Genomic DNA, 11,602 nt, shown 5'->3' on the forward strand with positions numbered 1-11,602 from the left:
GAGTTACAGCCCCGACTCGTTGGTGCGGACCATGATGCGGCGACACTCCTCGCAGCGCACCACGTCGTCCGGCGCGGCCTTGCGGATGCGGGCCATGTCCGCGCCGTAGAGCTCCAGCCGGCAGCCGCCGCAGCGCCCGCCGGTGAGCAGGGCCGCGCCGAGCCCGGTGTCGGCGCGGATCTTGTCGTAGAGGGTGACCAGCTCCGCCGGGAGGTCACCGGCGAGGGGCGCGCGGGACTGCCGCTTGAACTCCTCCTCCTTGGCGATCTCGGCGAGGGCGTCGTCGCGCCGCTGCTCGGCCGCCGCCCGCCGCTCGCGCGCGTCGGCCGCCCGCCGCTCGATCCCGTCGAGTACGCCCTGGGCGGTCTCCCGCTGCTCCATCAGCTCCAGCTCGGCGTCCTCCAGGTCGCTCTGCCGGCGGTTGAGCGAGACCAGCTCGTGCTGGAGCGCCTCCAGCTCCCGGGCCGGGCCGCTGCCGGCGGCCAGCCGCGCCTCGTCCTTGCTCTTGCGGGCCCGGACCTGCTCGACGTCCTTCTCGATGCGGGCGATGTCGCGGTCCAGGTCGTCGACGGCGACCTGGGCGCGGACCCGCTCGTCCTCCAGCGCGGACAGCTCCCGGGCGAGGGCCTCCAGCTCGGCCAGCTCGGGCAGGGTGCGGCGGCGGTGGGCGAGCTGGGCGAGGGTGGTGTCGATCGCCTGGAGGTCGAGCAGGCGGCGCTGGACCTTCGGGTCAGCCTTCACGTCGGGGCTCCTTGTCGTCCGCGGCGGCGGGGTCGGCGGGGTCGGCGGCGGGTCCCGGGGCGGTGCCGCCGGGCGCGGTGCGGGTGGCTGCCGGGCCGGCAGCCGTGGGGGCGGCGGCGTGCACCGTCCACGGGTCGGTGTCCAGGTCGGACACGATGGTCTCGACGCCCAGCTCGGCCCGCAGGACGGCGGCCAGGTCGTCGAGCCAGGGCCGCTCGGTCGCCCAGTGTGCGGCGTCCAGCAGGGCGGGGCCGCCGGCGGCGAGGTGTTCTCCGGCGGGGTGGTGGCGCAGGTCGGAGGTGAGGTAGGCGTCGACGCCGGCCGCGGTCGCCGCGCCGAGGAACGCGTCCCCCGAGCCGCCGCTGACGGCGAGGGTACGAACCATACGCCCGGGATCGCCGGCCGCGCGAACGCCCCAGGCGGTGGCGGGCAGCACGGCGGCGGCGTGCCGGGTCAGCTCGGCGAGGGTCATGGGCCGGGGCAGCTCGCCGATGCGGCCGATGCCCCGCCCCGCGCCCGCGGCCGGGGAGTCGGGGGCCGGCGGGTGCAGCGGGCGCAGGCCGGTCAGCCCGAAGCGGGCCGCGAGGGAGTCGGAGACGCCCGGGTCGGCCACGTCGGCGTTGGTGTGCGCGACGCACAGCGCCACGTCGGCCTTGATCAGGTCGTGGACGATGCGCCCCTTGAACGTCGTCGGGGCGACGGAGGAGACCCCGCGCAGCAGCAGCGGGTGGTGGGCCACGATCATGTCGGCGTCGGCGGCGAGGGCCTCGGCGACCGTCTCGGGGACCACGTCGACCACGCAGGCCACCCGGCGCACCGGGGCGGTGGGCTCGCCGAGCACCAGCCCCACCCGGTCCCAGTCCTCGGCCCAGGTCATCGGGTAGCGGCGCGCGAGCGCCGCCACCACGTCGGCCACGGTCGTCGGCTGCGGCGGTGTCGCGGTTGTGCTCACGGCGGGCCAGCTTACCGGCGTCGGCCGCGCGTCACGGCCTCGGCGGCGGACAGGGGCCCCTCGGCCGACGGAATCCGCTGACAAGGGGCCCCTGCTTCCCGGCTGGGCTCAGGCGGCCGGGCTCACCGGGCAGCGCAGGCCGCGTACGGCCGCCAGGACGGCGGCCCAGGGGAACGCGTGCAGGTGGTGCTCGCCGGTGCCGGGCGGATGCAGGGGAACGACGTGGTCGCCGAAGAGCACGTCGACCCCCCACTCGGCCAGCCGGGCCAGGCTGGCCCGGAAGGCCGGGTGCCCGGCCATCGCGACGTTGGTGAACGGCACCGCCACGATCGGCACCCCCTTGCCCTGCCCCTCGACCAGCAGGCCGAGGGCGAGGGTGTCGGTGATCCCGGCCGCCCACTTGTTGACCGTGTTGGACGTCGCCGGGCAGACGACCATCGCGTCGGCCGGGGGCAGCACGTCCGGGTCGCCCGGGTTCTTGTAGCGGCTGCGGACCGGATGACCGGTCTGTCGGGCCAGCGCCGGCCGGTCGACGAACTTCGCGCCGTCCGGCGTGGTGACCACGCACACGTCCCAGCCGTCCTGCTGGGCCAGTTCCACGAGCCGGCCGACGTGGCTGGCCAGCGGCGACCCGCAGGCGATGACGTAGAGCACCTGGCGGCGCTCGCTGCTGCGGTGCGGATCGGTGATCCCGACCCCCGCCGCGCTCATACTCCCACTCCCATGTGCTCAGCCAACTCCGCGATCAGCGAAGGCGGCGCACCCCTTGTGCGACGCAGGACGTCCGACATCACCTCGTGGGCGATGGGGCGGCAGCGGATCTCCGAGGGGGCGAGCCGGTCGCCGCGCAGCAGCATCTCCCCGGCGTTGGCCACGTCGCCGATCTGGGCGTAACCCCGGGCCAGGTCGAGCAGGTGATGGGCGCGGCGCTCGGGCAGCAGGGTGTTGAACATCGGCTCGACGATGCGCTGGCGGTGGACCTCCACCGCCCGCCCCCCGTCGCCCAGCTCCACGGCGGCGGCGGCCCGGTGCAGCTCCACGTTGGTCGGGCCGAACGACGTCCAGTAGTGGTTCTGGTCGCTGCCGAGCACCAGGGCCGCCTCGTGGGCGCCGTTGATCAGGTCGTCGACGGTGGCGGAGTCGCCGAGCCGGGCGGCGGCCATCGCGCCCTGCAACAGCAGCAGCCCGTAGACGGAAAGCCGCCCCGGGTCGGTGTCGTTGTCCCCGCCGGGGGCGAGCCGGTTGGCGATGGCGAGGTTGAGCTCCAGCGCGGGGCGGGGCCGGCCCATCGCCACCATCGCGTTGCACACCCGGGTGGTGGCGATGCCGGCCAGCAGCGGGTCGTCGGCCCGCTGGGCCACGGCCATCGACCGGTCGGCGGCCAGCCAGGCCAGGTCGCACTCGCCGAGCTTGCGCAGCACCGAGGAGGCGATCTGGTAGACCTGGCCGAGCAGGTGGGCGGCCTCCCGGGACTGGTCGCCGTCGTGGCCGGCGTCGGCGGCCTGTGCGTCGCGCAGCAGCTTCGGCAGCGCCCGGGTCAGCATCCCGTAACGGCCGTACTGGTAGGTCAGCCAGGCGTGGTTGACCGCCTTGCGCATGTCCACCAGCGGCGGCGGGAACGGGGCCGCGTCGAAGTAGGCGCTCATCGAGTCGTACCGCTCCAGGGCGGCCCGGATCTCCTGGACCTCGACCTGGTCGATGCAGTTGAGGGCGTCGGCGCGGCGTTCCGGGTCCTTGCCCAGCAGCAGCTGCACGTCGACTTCGAGGATGTAGGCGATCTCGTAGAGGACGGAGAACTTGTCGAGCCGGCGCACCCCGCGCTCGACCTTGTCCACCCAGCTCTTGGACTTGCCGAGCCGGTCGGCGAAGACCTGTTGGGACAGCTTGCGCCGCCCGCGCCAGTAGGCCACCCGCCGGCCAATGGGTAACTCGTCCATCTCCCCATCCCTCCCCTGCCGGTGCCCGACCGGTCACCGGCGTCCGCCTACGCGGGTGGCGTGGCAGTCCGTTCGTCGTCATGTTGTCGCTGGTCGCACAGCCAGTACGTCGGCCGTACGGGTGACCCTCATAGCTTTCGTGCAAGTTGCATCAACCGTTCCGTCAGGTCAACGACGGCGGCCTACGGCAGTGACGGCGCTCGACATGTGACCTGACGCCCGGGGTGTCAGGCGGAGGGAGTACGAAGGAATGTGGGGGAACGTCGGCCCACGGGTCGCACAGCTGTCGCCGCTGGAACGGGTCCGGCTGCGGAGGGTCGCCGTGCGCTACGCCGCGCACGGCTGGGAGGTGACGCCCGGCGCCTGCCTCGCCCGCAGCCGCTTCGTGTGCGGCCGGGCCGGCTGCCCCACCGTCGGCTGCCACCCCGCCCTCCAGGAATGGGAGCGGGCCGCCACCGCCGACCCGGCCCGGGTGGCGACCTGGTGGCGCAGCCGCCCGCACGGCGTGCTGCTGCCCACCGGGCGGGCCTTCGACGTCCTGGAGGTGCCGGCCCACCTCGGGCGGCACGTGCTCGACTCCGTCGGGACGCACCCGGCCGGGGCGGGGGTCCGGGGCCCGGTGGTGGTCACCCCGACCGGGCGCTGGATGTTCCTGGTCCGCCCGGGCGACCCGCTCCGGCCCGAGCTGGAGCACTGCTTCTACGTGGTCCGGCACGGCGTCGGCTCGTGGATCGCCGCCCCGCCGACCCGGCTGCCGGAGGGCCCGGTCCGCTGGGCGGTCGCCCCGGAGCAGGCGCGCTGGCAGCTCCCGGACTCCTACCTGATGCAGAACGTGCTGGTCGACGCCCTGCGGGCCACCGGCGTGTCGCTCCCGGCGGAGCTGCTCCCCGGCCACCTGCCGCTGCCCCGGCGCGGCTGGTGAGGGCCGCTGTCGGCGGGCCGTTGATGCGTTGCGCCTTCGGCAGGCGGCCGGGGACGGCCACTGTCGGGGAGCGGACGCCGGGCGGGCAGCGTCCCGGCCGCCACGGGCCTCGTTGACCCGGACGAGGGCGCGACAGCGCCCCGATCGGGGGTCTGATGTCCAGGGATGACGCGGCGCGCCGACCCGACGGGGCGGAGCCGCCGCCGCACCACCGCCGGCCACGACGCTGGCCGCCCACCCGTCCGCCGGGCTCGCGCCCGGGCCGCCCCCGCCCGCTGGGCTCCCACCCGGCGGGCACCCGCCGCCCCACCGCCTGACCCCACCCAGCCCCCCACCCCCATCACCGCCGGCGCTGCCCCCACCGCCATCACCGCCGGCGATCTTGCACTTTGGGCCCGGGCAGAACGGGATGAAGCCCCCGAACCCGGGGCCGCAACTGCAAGATCGCGGGGGCATGGGCGGTCAGGGGGCCGTGGGGAGGGCCGGGAGGGTGGGGAGGGCGGTGGAGTGGAGGAGGCGGGCGTCGTCGGTGACTATCGCGTGCTCGTGGCCCGTCAGGCGGCCCAGCCATGCGATGCCGGCCACGCCCATGGCCACCGCCGCCGTGGCGTACGCGTCGGCGACGCCCAGGTCCGTGCCGACCACGGTCACCGAGCGCAGCCCCGTGGCCGGGGCGCCCCGGCGCGGATCGAGCACGTGGTGGCCGCGCTCGTACACCCCGGAGGTCGCCACGGCCAGGTCGGTGCCGGTGAGCACCAGGCACGTCGAGGTCTCGTCCCACGGGTGCCGCACGCCGATCCGCCACGGCCGGCCGCCCGCCGAGAGTCCCCGCACCCGCACGTCGCCGCCCGCGTTCACGCAGTGGTTCGGCGCGCCGGCGGCGAGCAGCCGGTCGGAGGCGACCTGCGCCGCCCAGCCCTTCACGTAGCCGGACGGGTCCAGCGCCCCGGTCGCGTACGCGTCGAAGAAGCCGTCGGTGTCGCCCCACAGGTCGGCGCAGCGGGCCAGGACGGCCCGCAGGTCTTCCGACGCCTCCGACAGCAGCACCTCGCCCCTGTCGAAGCGGCGCACCTCGCTGTCGGCCCGGTACGTGCTGAACCGGGCGTCGGCCTCCCGCAGCCAGGCGAACGTCTCCTCGGCCAGCTCGTGCAGCCGCCCGGCGGGCAGGTCGTCGGCGAGGTCGAGGCTGATCGCCGTACCCATGATCTGCTCGACCCGGCGCAGGCCCGGCCGGGTCGGTGCCGTCGCCACCTCAGCGGGCCCGGTCGATGGCGGCCTGGAGCGACCGCCGGTAGGACTCGCTGGTGGCGGTCGCCCCGGAGACGGTGTCCACCTCGGCGCTCTGCCGCTGCACGACCTGCCCCGAGGGGCCGCTGTAGCGGCCGTCGACCTGGTCGCTGCGCCGGTCGGACTGCGCGGTCTCCTGCGGCAGCTCCAGGGCCACGGCGTCGACGATCCGGGTGCCGGAGACGACGATCTGCACCTGCACGTTGCCGTACTCGTTCTCGACGACCGGCCCGGTGACCCGGCGGGTCGTGGCGCGCGGCGCGGCGGTGGTGGCGCGCGGGGCCGAGGTGGGCCGGGCCGTGCTGGCGCGGGCCGCGGTGGGCCGGGCCGTCGGGGCGCGGGTGGCGGCCGGGGTGGTGGCGCTGGCGCGGGGCTTCGCGCCGAGGGTGGCGGTGGCGGCCGGCGGGGTGGTCGTCCCGCCCGACGGGGCGGCGGCGGCCGGCGGCTCCTGGGCGGCCTGGCTGACGCCCGGGGAGCCCTTGAGCACCACCAGGGCGGTGGTGCCGGCGGCGAGGCCGGTGATCGCGAGGAGCGCGCGACGCATGGCGGTGGACCTCTCGGCGAAGGACTACAGCTCGAAGGTGGCGAGGCGGATCTGGCGGCGGGGCACCCCGGCCGCCCGCAGCGCGCGGACCGACTGCGCGACCAGGCCGGGCGGCCCGCACAGGTAGACGTCGCGGCGGGCCACGTCGGGGACCAGCTTGCGCAGCCCCGGCGCGCTGAGCACCTGCCGGGGGCCGGGGTCGTCGCGGGAGCCGACGACGTACCAGACGTCGGTGCCGCGTTCCTGGGCGAGCCAGTCCAGTTCCCGCTGGAGCAGCACGTCGTCGGGGGTGCGGGCCCGGTAGATCAGCGCCGCGCCCGGCGGCAGCTCCTCCAGCATGGCCCGCAGCGGGGCGATGCCGCTGCCGCCGGCGATCAGCAGGGCCCGGTCCCGGCGGCGGTGGGCGGCGGTGAACGTGCCCGCCGGGCCCTGCGCCCAGACCCGGGTGCCCGGCTCGACCTCGCGCAGGTCGGCGGTGTGTCCGCCGACCACCTTGACGGTCAGCCGCAGCCAGCGGCCGTTCGCGGCGGCGGAGACGGAGAACGGGTGCGACTGCCACCAGCAGCCCGGCGCGAGGAACCGCCAGCGCAGGAACTGCCCGCCGAGCAGGTCGAGCCGGTGCAGCCGCCGGCCCGTCAGGTAGATCGACACGGTGTCGCGGCTCTCCGCCACCACGTCGGCCACGCGCAGCCGGTGCCGCAGGTTGAACCGCAGCGGGGCGACCACCCGGCCCCAGAGCAGGGCGGCGGCCACCAGCGCGTACGCGGCGGTCCAGCCGGCGCGCGCCGGGCCCGGCGGAAAGAGCTGCGCGCCGTTGCTGAACTGGTGGCCGAAGCCGAGCGCGACGGCGAGGTAGCTGGCCAGGTGCAGGTGGTACCACAGCTCGTAGGGCAGCGCCCGGCGCAGCCCGCGGACCCCGGTGAGGCCGAGCAGCACCAGGATGCCGGCCGCGGCGAACGCGCCCACCATGTCCTCGTAGTCGGCCAGCAGCTCGCCGGCCTGGCCGAGCACCGACCGGCCGCCCTCGGCGGCGTAGCCGACCACGATCAGCGACAGGTGGGCCAGCACCGCGACCAGCAGGGTCGCGCCCACGTCGCGGTGCCAGCGGGCGACCCGTTCCGCGCCGGCCGACCGCTCGAACGCGCCGAGGCGGCTCATCATCAGCACCTGGACCAGCAGCAGGTATCCGGCGACGAGGCCGGTGACGCGGCCGGCGGCGGTCAGCGCGGCGGCGGTGGTGTCCAGGGAGCCGGCGGGGGTGTCCAGCCACCACGGCAGCACGGCGGCGACCAGGCCCGCCCAGAACAGGCCCACCAGCGCCCGCCGGCCGCCGGGCCCGCGCCGGGGCACCGCCGCCGGGGGTACGGGCGCAGCCGACCGGCCGCCGTGCGGGGCGGGGTTGCCCGTACGGCGGCCGGCGGTGTGGGTGTGCGGGTGGCTCACGCCGCGTACAGCTTCATGGGGGTGAACTTCTGCCGGGGGAAGATCTTGTCGACCTCGGCGGTGGTGAGCCCGAAGCGGCCCTGCGCCACGGAGCCGTACACGTCGAACATGTTGTTGTACTCGGGCACGTCGCCGGAGTCGAGGTCGCTCAGGCCGTTCCAGGCGCCCAGCAGCGAGCCGGCGAGCTTGCGGCCGGACAGGACGGTGACCACCCCGCCGTGGCCGTGGTCGGTGCCGCCGCCGTTGGAGGCGACCCGCCGGCCGAACTCGCTGGACACCATGACGGTGACGTCGGCGGCGGCGTCGCCCAGGTCGGTGAAGAACGCGGCCAGCGCGGCGGCCAGCTCGCCGAGGCGGCGGTGCAGCTGCCCGCCGGGGCGGGTGCCCTGGTTCTCGTGGGTGTCGTAGCCGCCCATCCCGACGGTGGCGACGCGGACGTTCGCCCCGCCCTTGATGAGCTGGGCGAGCTGCTGGAACGCGTAGCCGACGCCCTCGTACTTGACGCCCTCGGCCGGCTGGTACGGCTTCGCCGCGAGCTTCTGCGCGGTGGCCAGCGCGCCGAGGCCGTCCTGCACCGCCTCCTGGACGGGGTGGTTGATCCCGGTGAACAGGCCCCGGATCGCCTTCTCGGTCGCGGCCCGGTACTTGTCCTCGCCGTTGAGTCGCAGCGAGCCGACGCTGTTGATGGCCAGCGCGCCGTTGGTGCCGACCAGCGACCGGGGCAGGGTGCTGCCGATGCCGACGCTGCGGAACGCGGTGCCCTTGCCGAGGTTGTCGACGAGGCTGTCCAGCCAGCCTCGGCCGCCGGTCTCGCTGGGCAGGCCGCCGAGGTTGCAGGCGTCGGCGGCCTGGAAGTGGCTGCGGGACAGCCGCTCGTCGGAGACCGCCGGCACGAAGCCGAGCTGCCCGGCCCTGAGCCACTTCTCCAGCGGGGCGAACGCGCTGGTCAGCTTGAAGCCGCGGCCCAGGGCCAGGGAGTCGTCGCCGAGCAGCAGGTCGGGGCGGGCCTTGGCGAGCACCGGGTCGTCGGCCGGGGCCACCAGGCTCAGCCCGTCCAGCCCGCCGTAGAGGAAGACGTGGATCAGGGTGCCGGTCTTCGTCGCCGCGAACGAGGCGGAGGTGGTGACGAACTGGGCGGTGGCCAGGGCGGTCGCGGTGGCGGCGGCCCCGGCGACGAAGGTGCGCCGGGTGACGCCCCGGCCGTCCTGCTGGGCCTCCTCCAGCGCCTCCAGCCGGCGGTAGCGGTCGGCCTCGGCGGCGTTCTCGGCGGCGACGATGTCGGCCTCGGCCCGCAGCAGCGCCTCGGCCGGGTCGTCGGCCAGGCGGCGCAGGTCGGGGCATTCGGGGTGCAGGGGGAACGGGTGCACGGTCTTCTCCATCGGGTGCCTCACCGGCTTCTCCATCGGGTGCCTCACCGCAGGTGGTGCTGGGGGGACGCGAGGATCGCCCGCGCCACGGCGGCGACGGCCCCGTCGAACGTGGCGTCGACCCGGGTGCCAGCGGAGACCCCGGCGACGTCGAGGACCAGCTCCCGTTCCCGGGCGCTGAGCTTCTGGTGCACGAGGCGCTGGGCCAGCGCGTCCACGTACGCCCCGGCGGTGGCCGGCGGCTTCGCGACCAGCTTCTCGGGCGGGGTGTAGGTGAACTGGGTGCGCCGGCCGTCGATCAGCTCACCGGCCTCGTTCCAGCCGTTGACCATCGTGCCGGCGGAGGTCCAGGCGACGTAGACGTCGGGGTAGCCGTCCGGGGTGGGCTGGCCCATCGGGTACTGGCCCAGCTCGCGCATCTTGTCCTGGACCTGCCGCAGCCCCTGCGCGAACGCGGTGCGCCGGTTGTCGCCCTGCCGGAAGGCCGGCGACGCCTGCGGGGAGACGCCGAGGGTGCGGTACGTGGCGACGAGGTACTCCATCGGGCGGCGCACCTTCTGGCCGACCGACGCCCAGAACTCCGAGGAGCTGAACAGCGTCATCAGCATCGGCTTGATCATGCCCTTGTTCGCCGCGTACGTCCTGGCGAGCCGGTCCACGAGGGACTTGGGCGGGGTGTCCGAGACGAACCGGGTGGCGAGGCTCTGCGCCACGTACCTCGCGGTCGACGGGTGCAACGCGATGTACGCGATGTACGCGTCGATGGCCGCGTCGGCCTTCTTCGGGTCGTCGGAGTTGTTGGCGTGGGTGAAGCCGAGGATCTTCACCTTGCCCAGGTAGTGCCGCTCGGGGCGGAAGACGTACCTGCCGTCGTTGACGCCGCGGCCGGTCTGGAGCAGGGCGGCCTGCCGCACGTCCTTCTCGGTGTAGCCGCCGTCGACGCCGACGGAGTACAGCTCCAGGTTCTCCCGGGCCAGGTTCTCGTTGACCGCGTCGGCCCGGGAGTCGTTCTGGTTGAGGTAGAGCAGCAGCGCGGGGTGCTTGTTCGCGGCGACCAGCATCTCCGGGTAGCTGCCCAGGGCGTGCCGGCGCACCACGTCCGTGTCGAAGGAGGCCCGGTAGACCTCGCCGCCGTCGAATTCGGCGGCGACGTGCAGGAAGTCGTTCCAGAAGTCGACCATCACCTCGAAGAGCTGGCGCTCCGACCAGATCTGCCGGGCGATGGTGGCGTCGACCAGCTCGCGTTCCGGCTGCGCGCCCCGCTCGTTGAGCGCGTCGCGCTGGTCGCGCAGCTGCTGCGGGCTGAGCTTGAGGGTGGGCAGCTCGGACAGCTTCAGCTCGGCCGCGCTGGGGGCGATCTTCTCGGGTTCGAGCTGCTGGCGGACCCACGCGTCGATGCCCATCCGCCTGATGTCGGCCAGCAGCTTCGGCGTGGCCCCGAAGGTGGCCCGGCTGGCCAGGTGCCGCACCGGGTCCTTGGCGAGCACCGTCTTGACCGTCACCTCGGTCGCCTGGGCGGCGGCGGCCGGGCCGGAGAAGGTGCGGCCCCCGGCGGGGGTGTTCCGCTTCAGCGCCGCGCCGGCCCGGGAGCCCATGTAGCTCTCGTTCTGCTCGGTGTAGGTGCGCACGGTGCTGGGCTGCTGGCCGCCGGGGCGCACGGAGCTGCCGTCGGTGACGGTGGTGCCGGTGGCGTCGCCGATCGGGGCGTCGCCGAGGTCGAGCAGCCCGCGTACCTGCGGGGTCATCGCCAGGGCCGCGCCGCCGGCCACCACGGCGGCGGTGCCGCCGATCGCGGCGAGGGCGCGGCGGCGGCCCACCCGGCGGCCGGGGTCGTGGTCGTCGTCCAGGTTGGGCAGTCCGGGGCCGTCGGGGCGCACGGGCCCGCCGAGGCCGTCGGGGCCCACCCAGCGCGGGCCGCGGCCGGCCGCGTCGTGGCCCGCGCCGGCGACCGTCGGGTACGCGGCCTGCGGGTGACCCGGCTGCGGGCCGGCCGGGTACGGGGCCTGGTGGTGGTACGGGGGCTGGCCCGGCTGGTGGCCGGTGGGGCCGTAGGGGGTGGATGGTCCGTGCTCGCGGTAGGCGTCCGGGCTGGGGTGCTGTCGCCCGCCCCCGCCACGGTCGTCCCGCGGTCGGCGCGGTGGCACGTTCTGGTCGGCCATGTACCAATCCCGTTTTCGTCGAGCGCCGGCGGGGCCCAGCCCGGGGGTGGGGCGGGTGCGGCGACTGTTGCCCAAGGAGTTCCCAGGAAGTTAACGATCCGGTGGAGGGGCTTCAATGTGCTGCGCACGGGCCGGGGAGGGCACTTAAGACGGCCCTCAACACCGATGCCGGGTGGTCCGGTTCGGGCCCTGCCGGCGACGGTGTCCCGAACAGGGCGGACGCGCGCCCGACAGGCCCCGACCGCGACAT

At 75.3% G+C, this 11,602-nt stretch carries 10 protein-coding genes; 1 reads left to right on the forward strand and 9 read right to left on the reverse strand.

Annotation, left to right across the window (positions count from 1 at the left end; genetic code table 11):
* Nucleotides 1–3: 3 nt before the first annotated feature.
* The 4 genes from ACFYWL_RS16525 to ACFYWL_RS16540 form a co-directional block, all read right to left on the reverse strand.
* On the reverse strand, nt 4–741 hold the full coding sequence (locus ACFYWL_RS16525) for a zinc ribbon domain-containing protein (RefSeq protein WP_386973133.1): 738 nt from the start codon (nt 739–741) through the stop codon (nt 4–6).
* A complete protein-coding gene (locus tag ACFYWL_RS16530; protein ID WP_386973135.1) occupies nt 731–1,693 on the reverse strand; it encodes a Nif3-like dinuclear metal center hexameric protein in 963 nt (320 codons plus the stop codon). Before ACFYWL_RS16530 ends, ACFYWL_RS16525 begins: the two co-directional genes overlap by 11 nt.
* Nucleotides 1,694–1,801: 108 nt before the next feature.
* Complete coding sequence (locus ACFYWL_RS16535; RefSeq protein WP_386973137.1) at nt 1,802–2,404, reverse strand: flavoprotein; 603 nt, start codon at nt 2,402–2,404, stop codon at nt 1,802–1,804.
* Nucleotides 2,401–3,630: a helix-turn-helix domain-containing protein gene (locus ACFYWL_RS16540; protein WP_386973140.1), complete on the reverse strand. Its 1,230-nt coding sequence runs from the start codon at nt 3,628–3,630 to the stop codon at nt 2,401–2,403. Before ACFYWL_RS16540 ends, ACFYWL_RS16535 begins: the two co-directional genes overlap by 4 nt.
* 250 nt (nt 3,631–3,880) lie before the next feature.
* On the opposite strand from ACFYWL_RS16540, the gene ACFYWL_RS16545 reads away from it, so the two are divergent.
* The gene (locus ACFYWL_RS16545; protein WP_386973142.1) at nt 3,881–4,552 is read left to right on the forward strand and encodes a bifunctional DNA primase/polymerase; all 672 of its coding nucleotides are present in this window, start codon (nt 3,881–3,883) and stop codon (nt 4,550–4,552) included.
* Between the two features lie 462 nt (nt 4,553–5,014).
* On the opposite strand, the gene ACFYWL_RS16550 is transcribed toward ACFYWL_RS16545, so the two are convergent.
* The 5 genes from ACFYWL_RS16550 to ACFYWL_RS16570 are packed head-to-tail and all read right to left on the reverse strand — an operon-like array spanning nt 5,015 to nt 11,352.
* Entirely contained in the window at nt 5,015–5,755 is a 741-nt protein-coding gene (locus ACFYWL_RS16550) for an FAD:protein FMN transferase (RefSeq protein WP_386973263.1), read from the reverse strand.
* A 49-nt stretch (nt 5,756–5,804) separates the two neighbouring features.
* Nucleotides 5,805–6,383 carry an FMN-binding protein gene (locus ACFYWL_RS16555; protein WP_386973144.1) on the reverse strand — a complete coding sequence of 193 codons (579 nt, stop codon included), beginning with the start codon at nt 6,381–6,383 and terminating at the stop codon, nt 5,805–5,807.
* A gap of 24 nt (nt 6,384–6,407) precedes the next feature.
* Nucleotides 6,408–7,826, reverse strand: coding sequence for a ferric reductase-like transmembrane domain-containing protein (locus ACFYWL_RS16560; protein ID WP_386973146.1), 1,419 nt, complete (start codon nt 7,824–7,826; stop codon nt 6,408–6,410).
* A complete protein-coding gene (locus ACFYWL_RS16565) occupies nt 7,823–9,217 on the reverse strand; it encodes a DUF1501 domain-containing protein (RefSeq protein ID WP_386973149.1) in 1,395 nt (464 codons plus the stop codon). The genes ACFYWL_RS16560 and ACFYWL_RS16565 overlap by 4 nt, the downstream gene beginning before the upstream one ends.
* 20 nt (nt 9,218–9,237) lie before the next feature.
* Nucleotides 9,238–11,352, reverse strand: a complete 2,115-nt coding sequence (locus ACFYWL_RS16570) for a DUF1800 family protein (RefSeq protein WP_386973152.1) — start codon at nt 11,350–11,352, stop codon at nt 9,238–9,240.
* Nucleotides 11,353–11,602 lie beyond the last annotated feature (250 nt).

Source organism: Micromonospora sp. NPDC002575, assembly GCF_042889525.1.
Taxonomy (GTDB): domain Bacteria; phylum Actinomycetota; class Actinomycetes; order Mycobacteriales; family Micromonosporaceae; genus Micromonospora; species Micromonospora carbonacea.

Coding starts and splice junctions, on each gene's coding strand:
- ACFYWL_RS16535 (WP_386973137.1), bottom strand. CDS start 2,404: ATGAGCGCGGCGGGGGTCGGGATCACCGATCCGCACCGCAGCAGCGAG.
- ACFYWL_RS16540 (WP_386973140.1), bottom strand. CDS start 3,630: ATGGACGAGTTACCCATTGGCCGGCGGGTGGCCTACTGGCGCGGGCGG.
- ACFYWL_RS16545 (WP_386973142.1), top strand. CDS start 3,881: ATGTGGGGGAACGTCGGCCCACGGGTCGCACAGCTGTCGCCGCTGGAA.
- ACFYWL_RS16550 (WP_386973263.1), bottom strand. CDS start 5,755: ATGGGTACGGCGATCAGCCTCGACCTCGCCGACGACCTGCCCGCCGGG.
- ACFYWL_RS16555 (WP_386973144.1), bottom strand. CDS start 6,383: ATGCGTCGCGCGCTCCTCGCGATCACCGGCCTCGCCGCCGGCACCACC.
- ACFYWL_RS16570 (WP_386973152.1), bottom strand. CDS start 11,352: ATGGCCGACCAGAACGTGCCACCGCGCCGACCGCGGGACGACCGTGGC.